At 53.1% G+C, this 18,915-nt stretch carries 18 protein-coding genes; 17 read left to right on the top strand and 1 reads right to left on the bottom strand.

Features of this window, described 5'->3' with window-relative positions; all coding sequences use genetic code 11:
- Nucleotides 1-13 precede the first annotated feature (13 nt).
- The 11 genes from cysN (at nt 14) to rpoS (ending at nt 8,952) form a co-directional block, all read left to right on the top strand.
- Complete coding sequence (gene cysN, locus GW579_RS20860; protein WP_165061531.1) at nt 14-1,441, top strand: sulfate adenylyltransferase subunit CysN; 1,428 nt, start codon at nt 14-16, stop codon at nt 1,439-1,441.
- A gap of 1 nt (nt 1,442) precedes the next feature.
- The gene (gene cysC, locus GW579_RS20865; protein WP_152324016.1) at nt 1,443-2,066 is read left to right on the top strand and encodes an adenylyl-sulfate kinase; all 624 of its coding nucleotides are present in this window, start codon (nt 1,443-1,445) and stop codon (nt 2,064-2,066) included.
- Between the two features lie 59 nt (nt 2,067-2,125).
- Nucleotides 2,126-2,491 (top strand): DUF3561 family protein, encoded by a 366-nt coding sequence (locus tag GW579_RS20870; protein WP_165061534.1) that lies wholly within the window; start codon nt 2,126-2,128, stop codon nt 2,489-2,491.
- A 224-nt stretch (nt 2,492-2,715) separates the two neighbouring features.
- On the top strand, nt 2,716-3,036 hold the full coding sequence (ftsB, locus tag GW579_RS20875) for a cell division protein FtsB (RefSeq protein ID WP_152324014.1): 321 nt from the start codon (nt 2,716-2,718) through the stop codon (nt 3,034-3,036).
- Nucleotides 3,037-3,038: 2 nt separating this feature from the next.
- Complete coding sequence (ispD, locus tag GW579_RS20880) at nt 3,039-3,758, top strand: 2-C-methyl-D-erythritol 4-phosphate cytidylyltransferase (protein ID WP_152324013.1); 720 nt, start codon at nt 3,039-3,041, stop codon at nt 3,756-3,758.
- A complete protein-coding gene (ispF, locus tag GW579_RS20885) occupies nt 3,758-4,231 on the top strand; it encodes a 2-C-methyl-D-erythritol 2,4-cyclodiphosphate synthase (protein WP_165061537.1) in 474 nt (157 codons plus the stop codon). The genes ispD and ispF overlap by 1 nt, the downstream gene beginning before the upstream one ends.
- A 22-nt stretch (nt 4,232-4,253) precedes the next feature.
- Nucleotides 4,254-5,300 carry a tRNA pseudouridine(13) synthase TruD gene (truD, locus tag GW579_RS20890; RefSeq protein ID WP_165061632.1) on the top strand — a complete coding sequence of 349 codons (1,047 nt, stop codon included), beginning with the start codon at nt 4,254-4,256 and terminating at the stop codon, nt 5,298-5,300.
- On the top strand, nt 5,281-6,045 hold the full coding sequence (surE, locus tag GW579_RS20895) for a 5'/3'-nucleotidase SurE (RefSeq protein WP_165061540.1): 765 nt from the start codon (nt 5,281-5,283) through the stop codon (nt 6,043-6,045). The genes truD and surE overlap by 20 nt, the downstream gene beginning before the upstream one ends.
- On the top strand, nt 6,035-6,661 hold the full coding sequence (locus GW579_RS20900; protein ID WP_152324010.1) for a protein-L-isoaspartate(D-aspartate) O-methyltransferase: 627 nt from the start codon (nt 6,035-6,037) through the stop codon (nt 6,659-6,661). Before surE ends, GW579_RS20900 begins: the two co-directional genes overlap by 11 nt.
- 233 nt (nt 6,662-6,894) lie before the next feature.
- A complete protein-coding gene (gene nlpD, locus GW579_RS20905; RefSeq protein ID WP_152324009.1) occupies nt 6,895-7,914 on the top strand; it encodes a murein hydrolase activator NlpD in 1,020 nt (339 codons plus the stop codon).
- Nucleotides 7,915-7,965: 51 nt separating this feature from the next.
- A complete protein-coding gene (gene rpoS / locus GW579_RS20910; protein WP_095923512.1) occupies nt 7,966-8,952 on the top strand; it encodes an RNA polymerase sigma factor RpoS in 987 nt (328 codons plus the stop codon).
- Between the two features lie 104 nt (nt 8,953-9,056).
- On the opposite strand, the gene mutS is transcribed toward rpoS, so the two are convergent.
- Nucleotides 9,057-11,603, bottom strand: a complete 2,547-nt coding sequence (gene mutS, locus GW579_RS20915) for a DNA mismatch repair protein MutS (RefSeq protein WP_152324072.1) — start codon at nt 11,601-11,603, stop codon at nt 9,057-9,059.
- 263 nt (nt 11,604-11,866) lie between these two features.
- On the opposite strand from mutS, the gene mltB reads away from it, so the two are divergent.
- The 6 genes from mltB to csrA all read left to right on the top strand — a co-directional run bounded on the left by mltB (nt 11,867) and on the right by csrA (nt 18,776).
- Nucleotides 11,867-12,970 (top strand): lytic murein transglycosylase B, encoded by a 1,104-nt coding sequence (gene mltB, locus GW579_RS20920; protein WP_165061542.1) that lies wholly within the window; start codon nt 11,867-11,869, stop codon nt 12,968-12,970.
- A gap of 163 nt (nt 12,971-13,133) precedes the next feature.
- A complete protein-coding gene (pncC, locus tag GW579_RS20925; RefSeq protein WP_165061545.1) occupies nt 13,134-13,628 on the top strand; it encodes a nicotinamide-nucleotide amidase in 495 nt (164 codons plus the stop codon).
- 107 nt (nt 13,629-13,735) lie between these two features.
- Nucleotides 13,736-14,800, top strand: a complete 1,065-nt coding sequence (recA, locus tag GW579_RS20930; RefSeq protein WP_152324006.1) for a recombinase RecA — start codon at nt 13,736-13,738, stop codon at nt 14,798-14,800.
- 203 nt (nt 14,801-15,003) lie between these two features.
- Nucleotides 15,004-15,570, top strand: a complete 567-nt coding sequence (gene recX / locus GW579_RS20935) for a recombination regulator RecX (RefSeq protein WP_193333076.1) — start codon at nt 15,004-15,006, stop codon at nt 15,568-15,570.
- Nucleotides 15,571-15,708: 138 nt separating this feature from the next.
- On the top strand, nt 15,709-18,336 hold the full coding sequence (gene alaS / locus GW579_RS20940) for an alanine--tRNA ligase (protein ID WP_165061548.1): 2,628 nt from the start codon (nt 15,709-15,711) through the stop codon (nt 18,334-18,336).
- Between the two features lie 254 nt (nt 18,337-18,590).
- The gene (gene csrA, locus GW579_RS20945) at nt 18,591-18,776 is read left to right on the top strand and encodes a carbon storage regulator CsrA (RefSeq protein ID WP_013574027.1); all 186 of its coding nucleotides are present in this window, start codon (nt 18,591-18,593) and stop codon (nt 18,774-18,776) included.
- Nucleotides 18,777-18,915 lie beyond the last annotated feature (139 nt).

The following is an 18,915-nucleotide window of genomic DNA, read 5'->3' on the forward strand; positions in this document are numbered from 1 at the left end:
GGAGCCGCAGCTAATGAATAATGCAATTGCACAACAAATCGCGGAGCAGGGCGGCGTCGAAGCTTACCTGCACGCTCAGCAACACAAAAGCCTTCTACGCTTCCTGACTTGTGGCAGCGTCGATGATGGCAAAAGTACGCTGATCGGGCGTCTGCTTCACGATACCCGCCAGATTTACGAAGACCAGCTGTCCTCGCTGCACAATGACAGCAAGCGTCACGGCACGCAGGGCGAAAAACTGGATCTGGCTTTACTGGTTGATGGCCTGCAAGCGGAACGCGAACAGGGTATTACCATCGATGTTGCTTACCGTTATTTCTCCACTGAAAAGCGTAAGTTCATCATCGCGGATACGCCGGGGCACGAACAGTACACCCGTAATATGGCGACCGGTGCATCGACCTGCGATCTGGCGATCCTGCTGATCGACGCCCGTAAAGGTGTGCTGGATCAAACCCGTCGCCACAGCTTTATCGCCACTTTGCTGGGGATCCGCCATCTGGTTGTGGCTGTGAACAAAATGGATCTGGTCGATTTCAGCGAGTCTGTGTACGAGCAATTTAAACAGGATTATCTGGATTTCGCTCAGCAGCTGCCGACCGATCTGGACATCAAATTTGTACCGCTTTCCGCACTGGAAGGCGATAACGTGGCGACGCCAAGCGAAAAAATGGGCTGGTATACCGGACCAACGCTGCTCGACGTGCTGGAAACGGTCAACATTATTAACATTCGCGAACAGCAACCGATGCGTTTCCCGGTGCAGTATGTGAACCGTCCAAACCTCGATTTTCGCGGTTATGCCGGTACGCTGGCGTCGGGGTCTGTCCGCGTCGGTCAGAAAGTAAAAGTTCTGCCGTCAGGTGTGGAATCTACCGTGGCACGCATCGTGACCTTTGACGGTGATTTGCAGGAAGCCTGGGCAGGCGAGGCGATCACGCTGGTGCTGGCCGATGAACGTGATATCAGCCGCGGCGATACGCTGGTGGACGCGGATGAAACCGTTAAACCGGTGCAGAATGCGAAAGTGGACGTGGTGTGGATGGCGGAGCAACCGCTTAGCGTCGGCCAGAGCTATGACATCAAAGTTGGTGGCAAGAAAGCCCGTGCGCGCGTGGAAAATATTGAGTATCAGGTCGAGATCAACTCACTGACTCAGCGCGTGGTGGAAAACCTGCCGCTCAACGGTATCGGCCTGGTCGAACTGACCTTTGACGAACCGCTGGTGCTGGATAATTACCAGAGCAACGCGGTGACCGGCGGGATGATCTTTATCGATCGCCTGACGAACGTGACCGTGGGCGCTGGTCTGGTTCGCGAAGCGCTGGAAGAAGTTTATCAGGAAGCGGATAAATACAGCGCGTTTGAGCTGGAACTGAACAGCCTTGTTCGCCGCCACTTCCCGCACTGGGGCGCGCGCGATTTGCTGGGTGGAAAATAAGATGGCGTTGCATAACGGCTCCTTCTTAAAAGACGATAATGTTGTCTGGCATCCGCACGCGGTGACGCGCGCGGATCGCGAGAAACAGCATGGTCATCGCGGCGCAGTTCTGTGGTTCACCGGGCTTTCGGGCTCGGGGAAATCCACGGTGGCGGGTGCACTGGAACAGGCGCTGCATGCGCAGGGTATCAGCACGTATCTGCTTGATGGTGACAACGTCCGCCACGGGCTTTGCCGTGATTTAGGGTTTACGGATGACGACCGTCGCGAAAACATCCGGCGCGTTGGTGAAGTGGCAAAACTGATGGTGGATGCCGGTCTGGTCGTGCTGACCGCCTTCATTTCTCCTCATCGCGCTGAGCGGGACATGGTGCGTAATTTGCTCGGGGAAGGGCAATTTATTGAAGTGTTCGTTGATACGCCGCTGGCGATTTGCGAGGCGCGTGATCCTAAAGGTTTATACAAGAAAGCGCGCGCGGGTGAACTGAAGAATTTCACCGGAATTGACTCTGAATATCAGCCGCCGGAAGTGCCGGATGTGCATCTTAATGGTGAACAATTGGTAACACATTTGGTTCCCCAATTATTAGATGTGATGCGTCAGCGCGCTATTATCAATCCCTGAATGTTTGCCGGCCAAACGCCAGAGAGCGTGCCGGTTTACACTGAATACAGGGATCATCTATGCAAGCTTTACTCAGCAGACTTGTCAGCCGGATCCGGGTCGAAAACACCCGCTATCAGAGGCTGGCGCAGGTCACAAACAGTTCAGACATCGACGAGCCGTCCTACTCTATGCAGGGCGGGTTCATTGGCTTCGTCTTTTACTGGCTGGCCTTTGCAATCCCTTTTATGGTCTATGGCTCCAATACCCTGTTTTTCCTGCTCTACACCTGGCCTTTCTTTCTGGCGCTCATGCCTGTATCCGTTCTTATTGGCATTGCGCTCAGTATGTTCTTTCGTGGTGGCTGGTTTAAAACGTCGGTTACCAGCGCAATCTGCGTTATCAGCATGTTCTGGACGGTCTTCTCATTTCTATCGGGCTGGTGAGTCAGGCAGACTCTTTTCCGGTTCCTTTTCTTCGGGGATGTCGTCCGACGGCCCTGCGTTTTTCAGGCGGTTTTCCCTGTAATTCTCCTTCACGATGTAACCCATTGTGTCATTCTCACCCATAATTGAGTGCGTAAGTCTGATTCTCGCAGGCATTTACCCTGCCACAGTGGAGTCAGAGGGAAAGTTGTGGGATGATTGTCCGGCTTTTTTAGGGGGCGGGGATGGGCAAACTAACACTGCTTTTACTGATTTTACTTGGCTGGCTACAGTATTCACTGTGGCTGGGCAAGAATGGTATTCACGACTACGTTCGTGTAAACGATGACGTTCAGGTGCAACAAGTTAATAACGGCAAACTGAAATCACGTAATGATCAACTTTTCGCAGAAATCGACGATTTGAACGGCGGTCAGGAAGCGATCGAAGAACGCGCACGCAACGAACTGAGCATGATCAAGCCCGGTGAGACTTTCTATCGCCTGGTGCCTGACAACAAACGAGCGCCGGGCAGCACCGTATCGCAAAGCAACCCGAATCAATAGCCATGAGCCATACTGCAGTTTCCCTTCCAGAGGTCATTGCCGTGTTACCGGCTGCCGGAATCGGCAGCCGTATGCAGGCCGAATGCCCCAAGCAATACCTGACTATCGGTGGTAAGACGCTGATAGAACACTCGATCCGTGCCTTGTTGCACAGCAGCAACGTCACCAAAGTTATCGTGGCGCTGAGCCCGCATGACACTCAGTTCCGGCAGTTACCCGTCGCCAGCGATCCACGGATCCAGCTGGTTACCGGCGGAAATGAGCGCGCCGAATCTGTGATGGCAGGCCTTGAGGCCGCGGGGGATCATGGCTGGGTGCTGGTGCATGACGCGGCGCGTCCTTGTCTGCATCCCGATGATCTGACAAACCTTCTGGCCATTTCTGCGGTCAGCAAAACTGGCGGGATCCTCGCCGCACCAGTTCGTGACACCATGAAACGTGGTGAGCCCGGCGCGCATGCGATCGCCCATACGGTGGATCGTCAGGAACTCTGGCATGCGCTCACGCCGCAATTCTTTCCTCTCGAATTATTGAAAACCTGCCTGCGCCGCGCACTGAATGAAGGCGCTGTGGTCACTGATGAAGCTTCCGCAATGGAATATTGTGGTTTTCATCCTATGCTGATCCCGGCGCGGGCCGATAATATTAAAGTCACCAGACCAGAAGATCTGGCACTGGCTGAATTCTACTTAACCCGCTTGTATCAGGAGGAGAACGCATAATGCGTATCGGTCACGGTTTTGATGTACATAAGTTTGGCGGCGAAGGCCCGCTGGTGATCGGTGGTGTGCGTATTCCTTATCCGCAGGGGTTACTGGCGCATTCCGACGGCGACGTTGCGCTGCATGCGGCCACTGACGCACTGCTGGGCGCGGCAGCGCTGGGTGATATCGGCAAGCTTTTCCCGGACACCGACCCGGCCTACAAAGGCGCGGACAGCCGTGAACTGCTGCGTGAAGCCTGGTGCCGCATTCGTGCAAAAGGCTACAAGCTGGGCAATCTCGATATCACGATCATCGCTCAGGCACCGAAAATGGCGCCGCACATCCCGCAAATGCGCGTATTCCTGGCCGAAGATTTGCAGTGCCATATGGACGACGTCAACGTCAAGGCGACCACAACTGAACAACTGGGCTTCACCGGCCGCGGCGAAGGTATCGCCTGCGAAGCCGTTGCACTGCTGATTAAGGAATGATGTTGTGGAAGATTACCGCATGATAGATATGTCCCGTCTCACCTGGTTGCTGGGTAAACCCACCGCCACCGGCCTGCTGAAAGCCAATCCGGAAGACTTTATCGTCGAAGAGGATTTGGGTTTTGAACCGGATGGCGAAGGTGAACATCTCTTAGTGCGGATCCGTAAAAATGGCTGCAACACGCAGTTTGTTGCCGAGCAGCTGGCGCGTTTTGCCAAAGTGCATCCGCGCGATGTCAGCTACGCAGGGCTTAAAGACCGGCACGCGGTAACGGAACAGTGGTTTTGCCTGCATCTGCCCGGTAAGGCAGATCCTGATTTGAGCCAGTTCAATCTCGAAGGTTGTGAAGTGATCCGTGCCTCGCGACATCGCAAGAAAATGCGTATCGGAACCTTGAAAGGCAATGCGTTTACGCTGGTTTTGCGACAGATAAGTGACATCGATAATGTCGAAGAACGTCTGGCGAAAATTGTTGAGCAGGGCGTACCGAACTACTTCGGCACGCAGCGTTTTGGCCGCGGCGGCAATAATCTGGTGCAGGCGAAACGCTGGGCAACCAATGAAGCACGCCCTAAAGAGCGCGCCAAACGTAGTTTCTATTTATCCGCCAGCCGCAGTGCGATGTTTAACATTGTCGCCAGTCAGCGTCTGGCGGAAGGCACCGTCCGTCAGGCAATACTGGGCGATGCGTTGCAACTCAGTGGCCGCGGAAGCTGGTTTGTGGCGAAAGCGGAAGAGTTTGAATCGCTGCAACCGCGTGTCGAAAGCGGAGAACTGCTGGTGACGGCGCCGTTGCCGGGTGACGGGCCGTTAGGCACGTCAGAAGAGGCCGAAGTCTTTGAGCTGGCTTGTCTGGCCGGGCAGGAAGATTTGCTTTCACTGCTCAAACGCGAGCGTGTTGAACCTGCGCGTCGAGCCATTATGCTCCAGCCTTTGCAAATGAAATGGCAGCGCTGGGATGACGTCACTCTGGAACTTAAATTCTGGCTACCGGCGGGCAGTTATGCCACCAGCGTAGTGCGTGAACTGATGCATCTGGATGAAATGAATGCGGATATTACTGAGTAACGACGACGGCGTACTGGCTCCCGGCATTCAGGCACTGGCCTGCGCGCTACGTGAATTTGCGGATGTAAAGCTGGTCGCCCCTGACCGTAACCGGAGCGGCGCGTCAAACGCGCTGACGCTCGACGGTCCGTTACGTATTCAGTCCTATCCGAACGGCGATACCGCAGTCATCAACGGTACACCGACCGATTGCGTGTATCTCGGCGTCAATTCGCTGATGCGCCCGAAGCCGGATATTGTCGTTTCCGGCATCAATGCAGGCCCGAATCTGGGCGACGATGTGATTTATTCCGGCACCGTCGCGGCGGCCATGGAAGGGCGTCATCTGGGATTTCCTGCGCTGGCGGTTTCACTCGACGGTCATCAGCATTATGACACGGCAGCGATTATTACCTGCCAGCTGCTCAGGGCGCTGGCGCGCGAACCTCTTCGTACTGGCAAAATTCTGAATATTAACGTTCCGGACCTGCCACTTTCCGAAATCAAAGGGATTAAGGTGACGCGTTGCGGTAGCCGCCATCCTGCTGAGCAGGTATTTTGTCAGCAGGATCCGCGCGGACAAGACTTGTACTGGATTGGTCCGCCGGGCGATAAGTTTGACGTCGCACCTGACACCGATTTTGCGGCGGTCGCGCAAGGTTATGTTTCCGTGACGCCATTGCAGGTGGATTTGACCGCCTACGCGGCTCAGGATGTCGTGGTCTCATGGTTGGAAAAGGCCGGGGTGAGCGCGAATGGTGAATAAGCCGATGTATAACCTGCTGGAGCAACTCCGGCTGCAGGGCATTCATGATGAAAAACTGCTGCATGCCATCGAGTCCGTACCGCGTGAGCGCTTTGTGGATGAGGCGTTTCAGCATAAAGCTTACGAAAATACCGCGTTGCCGATTGGCTCAGGCCAGACCATTTCTCAGCCTTATACCGTGGCGAGAATGACGGAATTACTGCGCCTGACGCCGACATCCCGCGTGCTGGAGATCGGCACCGGATCGGGATACCAGACGGCCATTCTGGCGCATCTGGTTGAACATGTGTACTCGGTTGAGCGTATCAAAGGGTTGCAGTGGCAGGCCAAAAGACGTCTCAAGCAGCTCGATTTGCATAACGTCTCCACACGTCACGGCGATGGCTGGCAGGGGTGGCCTTCACGTGGCCCGTTTGATGCCATCATTGTTACCGCTGCACCGCCTGAAATACCTCAAGATTTACTGCAACAACTCGAGGAGGGAGGCGTGATGGTGTTGCCCGTCGGCGAAGAAAGCCAGACTCTCCAGCGCGTCACCCGACGTGGTGATGATTTTGTTGCGGAGACCGTAGAAGCTGTCCGTTTTGTGCCGCTGGTGAAAGGCGAACTGGCCTGAACCCTGACGCGCGCAGGACTAACCCCTTAAAATTTAAATACAACTGTTATATGGTGCTGTACTGGCGATGTTGATAGCATCCACTACAGTTTTTTATGGCACGGTCCGTTCCGGGAGAAAACCTGAACGGGTATGTTGCCTGCGCGTACAGTGTCTGATGACACGAAATGCGCCAGTTGGCGCGGTGTGCGCGGATAAAGAGATATTCTGAGATTGCCGTAACGGGGGAAAATATGAGCACGGGAAGCCCAATAAAAACACTAAGCCGCATTGCAGTGTGTACATTTATCAGTGCCTGGATGGCGGGATGTTCGAACAATTCCAACACATCCGCGCCGATCAGCAGCGTTAATGGCGGCGGAAACAGCGGCAGTAGCAGTCAGAATACTCTGAATTCCCCTCCGCAAATGGCGCCTGCCGTCGGCCCAGGCGGACACATTGTGTACAACCGCAGCTATAACTCGATCCCTAAGGGAAGTTACAGCGGAAGCACCTATCAGGTGAAGCGCGGAGACACCTTATTCTACATCGCATGGATCACCGGCAATGACTTCCGGGACCTTGCTGCGCGCAATAATATCCCTGCTCCGTACAGCCTCGAAGTGGGTCAAACAGTCCAGATAAATAACGTTTCTTCTGCCGCCAGCACGAGCAGTACGACGGCCGTCACCGACGCCACAAATAGCGGTGTTCCGAAAGTTCCTACTGGGGGAATGCTCACAGGTTCTGTGGTTGCATCTCAACCAACTACCACGTATTCTGAATCTTCTGGTAAACAGAATGTAGGTAAGATGTTGCCTACATCAGGTGCAGTCACCACCACAACACCTGTTGCTGTAGCCAGCACTCCCGTCGCCACATCAACGAATAATGGCGGTCCGGTTTCCTCCTGGAAATGGCCGACTGACGGGAAAATTATCGATAATTTCTCAGCTGCTGAAGGGGGAAATAAGGGGATCGATATCGCTGGTTCGCGTGGACAAGCTGTCGTAGCAACTGCCTCGGGGCGCGTTGTTTATGCCGGTAATGCTCTTCGCGGTTACGGTAATCTAATCATCATCAAACACAATGATGATTACCTGAGCGCCTATGCACATAACGATACAATGCTGGTCCGGGAACAACAAGAAGTGCAGGCGGGACAAAAAATAGCGACGATGGGTAGCACCGGAACCAGTTCAGTAAGATTGCATTTTGAAATTCGTTACAAGGGGAAATCCGTAAACCCGCTGCGTTATCTTCCGCAGCGATAAATCCGGGCAGAGCATCGATTCTGCCCTCGGGACCACGGGTAGGAGCAGCTTATGAGTCAGAATACGCTGAAAGTTAACGAGTTACATGATGATGTAGATTTCGATGAGAACAGCGCTGAAGCCTTTGACGAGAAAGCAATAGTCGAAGAGACTGCCGACAACGATGCTGAAGAAGAATTGTTGTCGCAGGCTGTAAGCCAACGAGTGCTGGACGCAACTCAACTGTACCTCGGTGAAATCGGTTATTCCCCTCTGCTGACCGCAGAAGAGGAAGTTTATTTTGCACGACGCGCGTTGCGGGGAGATGTGCCTTCCCGCCGCCGTATGATTGAAAGTAACCTGCGTTTGGTGGTTAAAATTGCCCGCCGCTACAGTAATCGCGGTCTGGCACTGCTGGATTTGATCGAGGAAGGCAACCTGGGTCTGATCCGTGCGGTTGAAAAATTTGACCCTGAGCGGGGCTTCCGTTTCTCTACCTATGCAACATGGTGGATCCGTCAGACGATTGAACGGGCGATCATGAATCAAACCCGTACCATTCGTTTGCCAATTCACATCGTTAAAGAACTGAACGTTTATCTGCGTACCGCACGCGAACTTGCACACAAACTGGACCATGAACCGAGTGCCGAAGAGATTGCTGAGCAACTCGACAAACCGGTGCATGACGTCAGCCGTATGTTACGCCTGAATGAGCGTATTACCTCTGTAGATACCCCGTTGGGTGGTGACTCAGAGAAAGCGCTGTTAGATATTCTGGCAGATGAAAAAGACAACGGCCCTGAAGACACCACGCAAGACGACGATATGAAACAGAGTATCGTGAAGTGGTTATTCGAGTTGAATGCAAAACAGCGTGAAGTTCTGGCACGTCGTTTCGGCCTGTTAGGTTATGAAGCTGCGACGCTGGAAGATGTGGGTCGTGAGATTGGCCTGACACGTGAACGTGTTCGTCAGATTCAGGTAGAAGGTCTGCGTCGCCTGCGTGAAATTCTGCAGGGGCAAGGGCTGAGCATCGAAGCACTGTTCCGCGAATAGCTTTTCGTTAAGAAAAACTGTTCGCCGGAAAGACAGTTCGATATCAAAAAAACGGTGGGTTAATCCCCACCGTTTTTCATTTCTGCCGCCAGCCGCCGCGGCTTCTACACCATATCTTTCAGACGGTAAATCCATTCCAGCGCCTGACGTGGCGAGAGAGAATCCGCGTCCAGAGATTCCAGCGCTTCTACTGCAGGCGACACTTCTTCTGCCAGCAGCGTCAGTTGCGGACCATCCACTTTGCTGGCGGCGGCGTTGCTGGACAACGTTTCCAGCTCTTTCAGTTTCTGGCGAGCACGTTTAATGACATCACGCGGGACACCCGCCAGCGCCGCGACGGCCAGACCGTAACTTTTGCTGGCAGCGCCATCCTGCACGCTGTGCATAAACGCAATGGTATCGCCGTGTTCTATGGCATCCAGGTGAACATTGACCGTTCCTTCCATTTTTTCCGGCAGCGTCGTCAGCTCGAAATAATGGGTCGCGAACAACGTCATAGCTTTAATGCGGCTGGCCAGATTCTCGGCGCACGCCCACGCAAGCGATAAACCGTCGTAGGTCGATGTGCCGCGCCCGATTTCATCCATCAGCACCAGGCTGTTTTCCGTGGCGTTATGCAGAATATTCGCGGTTTCGGTCATTTCCACCATAAAGGTTGAACGGCCAGAAGCCAGATCATCTGCGGCGCCGACGCGGGTGAATATCCGGTCTACGGGGCCGATAACCGCAGTATCCGCAGGAACGTAGCTGCCAATATGCGCCATCAGAACAATCAGCGCCGCCTGACGCATATAGGTACTTTTACCGCCCATATTCGGGCCGGTGATGATCAGCATCCGGCGCACCGGAGACATGTTCAGCGGGTTGGAAATAAACGGTTCTTTCAGTACCTGTTCCACGACCGGATGGCGGCCACCGGTGATGTTGATGCCGGGTTTCTCGCTCATTGTCGGGCAGGTATAACTGAGCGTGTAGGCACGTTCTGCGAGATTACTCAGAACATCCAACTCGGCCAGCGCACTGGCGCTTTGCTGCAGAGCGGGCAGGTGCGGCATCAGCAAATCAAACAGCTCTTCGTACAGCGCTTTCTCCAGCGACAGGGCTTTGCCTTTGGAGGTCAGAACCTTATCTTCATACTCTTTCAGTTCCGGTATGATGTAACGCTCGGCGTTTTTGAGCGTCTGACGGCGGACATAATGAATAGGAACGAGATGGCTCTGGCGGCGGCTCACTTCGATGTAATAACCATGTACACCGTTAAATCCGACCTTCAGCGTTTCCAGGCCCAACTTCTCGCGTTCGCGAATTTCTAAACGGTCAAGATAGTCTGTTGCGCCGTCAGCCAGTGCGCGCCATTCGTCCAGTTCCGCGTTATAGCCTGGCGAAATCACACCGCCGTCACGCACCAGAACCGGCGGAGCTTCAACAACCGCACGTTCAAGTAGTTCGACCAGCTCTGTAAATTCACCGGTTTGCTCCACCAGTGTAGCGACATGCGCGGCGTCAGCATCTTGCAAAATCCCCCGGATCTCGGGCAGTTGCTGTAACGCATGACGCATACGGGCGAGGTCGCGTGGCCGTGCGCTGCGCAGGGCAAGGCGCGCCAGAATACGTTCGAGATCGCCGACCTGACGCAGCACGGGCTGCAAGTCGGCGGTCAGATCCTGTAATGCTCCGATTGCCTGCTGACGATGGGTCAGCATTTTGATGTCGCGGCTTGGCATGTGGATCCAGCGTTTGAGCATACGGCTGCCCATCGGTGTGACGGCCTGATCCAGGACTGCCGCCAGCGTATTTTCCACACCACCTGCCAGATTTTGTGTCAGCTCCAGATTACGGCGCGTCGCCGCATCCATAATGATGCCGTCCTGCTGGCGCTCCATCGTCACGCCACGAATATGCGGCAGGGCGGTGCGCTGGGTATCTTTTACATATTGCAGCAGGCAACCGGCGGCGCGGAGTGCCTGAGTGGCCTGTTCCACACCAAACCCGCTAAGATCGCGGGTGCCGAACTGGAGATTCAGCTGTTGCTTTGCGGTTTCGAGCTCAAATTCCCACATCGGACGACGGCGCAGGCCGCGGCGGGAAGCAATAAGCGGCATGGCTTCAAAGCTTTCCGGATACAGAAGTTCTGCCGGATTTGTACGCTGTAATTCAGCGGCCATGGTTTCCAGATCGTCTGGCTGAGCGACACGAAAACGACCGGAGCTGATATCCAGCGTCGCATAGCCAAAGCCACGTCCGTCTTGCCAGATGGCCGCGAGAAGGTTGTCATGACGCTCACTCAGTAAGGCTTCATCACTGACCGTGCCTGGCGTCACGATCCGCACAATTTTGCGCTCAACCGGCCCTTTGCTCAGCGCCGGATCGCCAATCTGTTCAGCGATGGCGACGGATTCGCCCAGTTGCACCAGCTTGGCCAGATAGCCTTCAACGGCGTGATAAGGCACACCGGCCATCGGAATCGGTTCGCCCGCCGAAGCGCCACGTTTGGTCAGGGAAATATCCATCAGCTGAGACGCACGTTTTGCATCGTCATAAAACAGTTCGTAGAAGTCCCCCATACGATAAAACAGCAGAACTTCCGGGTTCTCCGCCTTAAGACGCAGGTACTGCTGCATCATGGGGGTGTGAGCATCCAGCCCGCTCATATCACTACCTTTATTCTTGATTTCATTCAATTTTAAATCATCCTGTTGGCTCGTACCGCCCGGGGCAACGACTTTACAACGGATCCTAACGTGAGTAGAGGTAAAAAACCACGATGCGTTTTGAAGTTGCGTAATGCTCCGCAAATCACCGTGGATCAGGATCTTCGTGCATCGTTGTAAAGACGTTTATTTTCAGTTTTTTCGGCCCTGATAATGCTCTACCATATCCCCCACCTCTTTTATTGCATGGTTACGGATATCCGATGCGCCTCCTGGCAGTCATTATTCCCCTGGTTTTAACACTTTCTGCTTGTAGCAGTAATAAGCCTCCGGCTCAGCCTGAAGGCCCGCGCAATCCTTTCTCTGACGGAAGAAATGCCAGCGGCAATTCGGTTCCCAGCGGGGGCTTTCTGTTGCAACCCGAACATACTGGCGCAGTGCAGTCCGGTGATTTCGCGTACGATCCGGCCATGAACCGGTTTGTGGACAAAATGGTCAGCGAGCATGGTTTTGATCGCCAGCAACTGCATGATGTGCTGGCGCAAACGAAACGACTGGGCTTCGTTTTACGTCTGATGGATCAGCAAGCGCCATCTGGCCCGCCGTCAACCGTGCCAAATGGTGCCTGGAACCGTTATCGCAGCAAATTTATTACGCCGGATAACGTCCAGAATGGTGTCGTGTTCTGGAATCAGTATCAGGATGCCTTGCAGCGTGCGGAGCAGGTTTACGGCGTACCGCCGGAAATCATTGTCGGTATTATCGGCGTCGAAACCCGTTGGGGCCGCGTCATGGGTAAAACCCGCATTATCGATGCGCTGGCGACCTTATCCTTTGCCTATCCGCGCCGGGCGGATTACTTCTCCGGCGAGCTAGAAACCTTTCTGCTGATGTCCCGTCGTGAGGGGGACGATCCGCTGAGCCTGCGCGGTTCGTTTGCGGGTGCGATGGGTTACGGTCAGTTCATGCCATCTTCTTATAAAGATTATGCCGTGGACTTTAACGGCGACGGCCATGCCAATCTGTGGGATCCGATTGATGCTATCGGCAGCGTAGCCAATTACTTCAAGGCGCACGGATGGACGAAAGGCGCACCCATTGCGGTGCCAGCCGCCGGGCAGGCACCGTTGCTGGAGAATGGCTTCAAGACAAAATATCCACTTTATACGCTGACGGCGGCGGGTCTTAGCCCGCTGGGTTCTCTGGGGGGTTATCAGGAAGCGAGCCTGTTGCGTCTGGATATGGGCACCAGTTACCAGTACTGGTACGGGCTGCCAAACTTCTACACCATCACCCGTTACAACCACAGCGTGCATTATGCGATGGCGGTATGGCAGTTGGGTGAAGCGGTGAAAGCGGCGCGCTGAACCTGATTTCCTGCTTTATCACGGAGGGCCGCTTGTTGTGGCCCTTCTTTTTGCCTTTTATTCCAATTCTGAATACATCGCGCAAAACGCACCGACGGGACTCACACAGCGAAAGAGAAATGCTAACATCAGGTTGAATTCAGCTGACCCGCCAGGATGGAATATGGACGAAAAACGTTTACATGAATTGAGTGCAGAAATCGGCACTGAGCTTAAATCTCAGGGATTGTGGATCACCTGCGCGGAATCTTGCACGGGCGGATTAATTGCCAAGGCCATTACGGACATTGCCGGAAGCTCGGCCTGGTTTGATCGCGGATTTGTTACTTACAGCAATGCGGCCAAGCATGAATTGCTCGGCGTGTCTGAAAGTACGCTTGAGCAATATGGCGCGGTGAGTGAGCAGGTAGTGCATGAAATGGCGCAGGGTGTATTGCACGCCGCGGGTGCGGATGTGGCCCTTTCGGTCAGCGGCATCGCCGGGCCTGACGGCGGCTCAGCAGAAAAACCTGTCGGCACGGTCTGGTTTGGCTTCGCTGGTAAAGACGGGCGTGTCGTGACGACAAAACAACAATTTTCTGGCGATCGAGAAGCAGTACGTTTGCAAGCTGCTGTTTTTTCGCTACAAACTGCGTTATCTGAGTTTCTGCAAAATTAGGCTTGATACTGTATGAGCATACAGTATAATTACTGCCAATTACCTGTACATAAATTATATTCAGTGATGCAGGTTGGATGTTCCCCTGTATCAGACGAGGAGTAAAAATGGCTATTGATGAGAATAAGCAAAAGGCGTTAGCTGCAGCACTGGGCCAGATTGAAAAGCAATTCGGTAAAGGCTCCATCATGCGTCTGGGTGAAGATCGCTCTATGGACGTGGAAACGATCTCTACCGGCTCTTTGTCTCTGGATATCGCGTTAGGCGCTGGCGGTTTGCCAATGGGTCGTATCGTGGAAATCTACGGGCCGGAATCTTCCGGTAAAACGACGCTGACCTTGCAGGTTATCGCTGCTGCACAACGTGAAGGCAAAACCTGTGCGTTTATCGATGCGGAACACGCACTGGATCCTATCTACGCTAAGAAATTGGGCGTGGATATCGATAACCTGCTCTGTTCTCAGCCGGATACCGGTGAGCAGGCGCTGGAAATTTGTGATGCGCTGACCCGTTCAGGTGCGGTTGACGTTATCATCGTTGACTCCGTCGCGGCTCTGACACCGAAAGCTGAAATCGAAGGCGAAATCGGCGACTCACACATGGGCCTCGCGGCACGTATGATGAGCCAGGCAATGCGTAAACTCGCGGGTAACCTGAAAAACGCCAACACCTTGCTGATATTCATCAACCAGATCCGTATGAAAATCGGTGTGATGTTCGGTAACCCGGAAACCACAACCGGCGGTAACGCACTGAAATTCTATGCTTCTGTTCGTCTGGATATCCGTCGTATCGGCGCTATCAAAGAAGGTGATGTGGTTGTCGGTAGCGAAACGCGTGTGAAAGTGGTGAAGAACAAAATTGCTGCACCATTCAAACAAGCCGAATTCCAGATCATGTACGGCGAAGGCATCAACATCAACGGCGAGCTGATCGACCTTGGCGTTAAGCACAAGATGATCGAGAAAGCCGGCGCATGGTACAGCTACAACGGTGAGAAGATTGGTCAGGGTAAAGCAAACTCCTGCAACTTCCTGAAAGAAAACCCGAAAGTAGCTGCTGAGCTGGACAAAAAACTGCGTGACCTGCTGCTGAGCGGCACCGGCGAACTGAGCGTTGCCACGACAGCTGAAGACGCTGACGACAACATGGAAACCAGCGAAGAGTTTTAATTTCGCGGTTATCTGACGTCACAGTCGATAAAATGCCAGCCTGGTTTCAGGCTGGCATTTTGCATATCTGAGGGACTCCGATGTCCACTGAAAAAGCACCGAATCAAAATGTCATCGATCTGAAACGACTTCTTGAAGAAGTTGAACAAAACAATGAATCCACACTGTTTGCACCTCAGGAAAAAGACGCCAATGCGGCGAAAATTAATACACTGATCAGCCGCGCGATGCGTCTGCTGTCTCAGCGTGATCACGGTGAAGCTGAACTGCGCCGCAAACTGCTTATCCCGCCAGTCCCCTTTGTAAAACCCCAAAATAAACAAAGCCGCTGGTCTTCACGTAAACGACCAGACGAAAATGCCTTTGATGAAGATAATGCGGTAAAGGCGCGCCCGGAACCACGCCCGGTGCCGGAAGAGATCCCAGAGGAACATGTACAGGCAGTTATCGACTATTGCTACCAGCATCACTGGCTTGATGATGCCAAATTTGCCAGTCGCTATATTTCCGGTCGCAGCAATAAAGGCTACGGGGCACAACGTATTCGTTCGGAATTACTGCAAAAAGGTGTCGATAAAGAAATCATATCGACGGCACTGGAGGAAACGGAGGTTGACTGGTGTGTTCTGGCGCGGGATATTGCCGTCAGAAAGTTTGGAGAAAATTTACCGAAAGACTGGAAAGAAAAATCGAAAGTTCTGCGTTATTTGCTTTACCGAGGCTTCTTTCAGGAAGAAATACAGTCGATTTATCGCGATTTTGACGATTGACCGCATACGGTATTTTACTTCCCTGCGCAGAAATTTTATCTTATCCGCACTTTTTCGTTCGTGAGCTGTACAGATTGCTGCCATATGCAGCGTTATCCGGCTCAAGAGCCGTTCTTCCAGCATGATTCCGGGATATTTATGAGCAAGAGCACCGCTGAGATCCGTCAAGCGTTTCTCGATTTCTTCCATAGTAAGGGACACAACGTTGTTTCAAGCAGTTCGCTTGTCCCGACAAACGATCCGACACTGTTGTTTACCAATGCCGGGATGAACCAATTTAAAGACGTTTTCCTCGGTCTGGATAAACGCGACTACAGCCGTGCCACCACATCTCAGCGTTGTGTGCGTGCAGGTGGTAAACACAACGACCTCGAAAACGTCGGCTATACCGCCCGTCACCACACCTTCTTCGAAATGCTGGGCAACTTCAGCTTCGGCGATTACTTCAAGCACGACGCAATCAACTACGCTTGGGAATTACTGACCGGCGAAAACTGGTTTAATCTGCCGAAAGAAAAGCTTTGGGTCACCGTCTATGAGACTGACGACGAAGCGTTTGAAATCTGGGAAAAAGAAGTCGGCGTTCCAAAAGAACGTATTATCCGCATTGGCGATAATAAAGGCGGCGCTTACGCTTCTGACAACTTCTGGCAGATGGGTGATACCGGTCCTTGCGGTCCTTGCACCGAAATTTTTTACGATCATGGCGACCATATCTGGGGCGGCCCTCCGGGTTCTGCTGAAGAAGATGGCGACCGTTACATCGAAATCTGGAACATCGTTTTCATGCAGTTCAACCGTCAGTCTGACGGCACCATGCTGCCACTGCCTAAACCTTCCGTCGATACCGGGATGGGGCTTGAGCGTATCACCGCTGTTATGCAGCATGTGAACTCAAACTATGACATCGACCTGTTCCAGAAACTGATCGCCGCCGTTGCTGGCGTCACTGGCGCGACCGATCTGACCAGCAAATCTCTGCGCGTTATCGCTGACCATATTCGCTCTTGCGCTTTCCTGATTGCAGACGGCGTGATCCCATCGAATGAAAACCGTGGCTACGTGCTGCGTCGTATCATTCGTCGTGCGATCCGTCACGGCAATATGCTGGGCGCGAAAGAGACCTTCTTCTACAAACTGGTTGCTCCGTTAATTGACGTGATGGGCCCGGCTGCGGCTGAGCTGAAAGAACAGCAAGCCATGGTTGAGCAGTTGCTGAAGACTGAAGAAGAGCAGTTTGCCCGTACACTGGAGCGTGGTCTGGCGCTGTTGGACGATGAATTATCTTCTCTGCAAGGCGATACGCTGGACGGTGAGATTGCTTTCCGTTTGTACGACACCTTCGGTTTCCCGCTGGATCTGACTGCGGACGTGTGCCGCGAGCGCAATCTGAAAGTTGACGAAGCCGGTTTTGAAAAAGCGATGGAAGTTCAGCGTCGTCGCGCACGTGAGTCCAGTGGTTTCAGCGCGGACTACAACAGCATGGTACGTGTTGACGGTGTTACGCAGTTCTCCGGTTATGAGCATCTGCAAGGTCATTCCAAAGTTGTGGCGCTGTTCATCAATGGTCAGCCAGTAAATGAAATTCAGGCGGGCGATAACGCTATCGTCGTTCTGGATGACACACCATTCTACGGCGAGTCCGGCGGACAGGTTGGCGATAAAGGCATCCTGAAAACGGCTGCCGGCACGTTCGACGTTTCTGATACCCAAAAATATGGCAAGGCCATTGGTCATCAGGGCTCGCTGAGCGCAGGCAAACTGAGCGTTGGTGACAGCGTTGAAGCCGAAGTTGACGTTGAGCGTCGCGAACGTATTCGTCTGAATCATTCCGCGACTCACTTGCTGCACGCTGCACTGCGTCAGGTACTGGGCAAGCACGTTGCTCAGAAAGGCTCGCTGGTAAACGATAACTATCTGCGTTTCGACTTCTCGCATTTCGAAGCGATGAAGCCGGAAGAGATTCGTCAGGTCGAAGATCTGGTGAATGCGCAAATCCGTCGTAACTTGCCAATTCAGACCACCATCATGGATTTGGATGAAGCGAAAGAAAAAGGTGCGATGGCGCTCTTTGGTGAAAAATACGAAGACAGCGTGCGCGTGCTGACCATGGGTGATTTCTCCACCGAGCTGTGCGGGGGGACACACGCCAGCCGTACGGGTGATATCGGCCTGTTCCGTATTCAGAGTGAGTCAGGCACGGCAGCAGGTGTTCGTCGTATCGAAGCGATTACCGGTGAAAACGCCATTAATGCACTGCATCAGCAAAGTGATTTGCTGCAAGATGTTGCGCACATGGTGAAAGGTGATGTGAACAGCATTACTGATAAAATCCGTACTCTGATTGAACGTTCCCGTGTGCTGGAAAAAGAACTTCAGCAGGTGAAAGGGCAACAAGCTGCGCAGGAGAGTGCTTCACTTTCCAGCCAGGCGAAAGAAGTGAAAGGCGTTAAGCTGTTGGTCCGTCAGCTGGATAACGTAGAGCCTAAAATTCTGCGTACGATGGTTGATGACCTGAAAAATCAGTTGGGTTCAGTGATTATTGTTCTGGCAACCATCGCTGACGATAAAGTCAGCCTGATTGCGGGCGTCACGAAAGATCTGACGGATCGCGTCAAAGCAGGGGATCTGATTGCTTCTGTCGCCCAGCAGGTGGGTGGTAAAGGCGGTGGTCGTCCTGATATGGCGCAGGCAGGGGGAAGTGACGTTCAGGCATTACCGGCTGCACTGGCAACAGTAGAAGCCTGGGTTGAATCCCGGCTGTAATAAGAAATAAATAGCTAACCAGGAAGCGCCATAATGTATTGTGCAATATGGCGTTTTCGGTCTTAATGGCAGGGTAGGCCTCGCGATAAAAGTCGCGACAATGATGATATCGGCTAAACTTAAAGTACTATGGCTTGAGTTGCGGGCCGCTTACAGTTTACGTAGGGGTCATGGCTTACGTTTTACCTGCTTATGATAGATAATGGCCGGGAAACTGAGAGACCCGACTCTTTTAATTATTCAAGGAGCAAAGAATGCTTATTCTAACTCGCCGAGTTGGTGAAACCCTCATGATTGGCGATGAGGTTACTGTTACCGTTTTAGGTGTTAAAGGTAATCAGGTGCGTATTGGTGTGAATGCGCCGAAAGAGGTTTCTGTTCACCGTGAAGAGATTTATCAGCGTATCCAGGCTGAAAAGTCTCAACAGACGAGTTACTGATTTACGAGGCGTCTCGTCGATGACGAGGCGCTGAACTTCCTTTCTCCTCTTTTTTGATTTTTCTCCCCTTAATTTACTGCCTCCCCAGTTTTTATTTTCCTTCTGCGGATTCTTCCAGACCTGTCATTTTTTAAAAGCT

The organism is Rahnella contaminans (assembly GCF_011065485.1).
Lineage (GTDB): Bacteria > Pseudomonadota > Gammaproteobacteria > Enterobacterales > Enterobacteriaceae > Rahnella > Rahnella contaminans.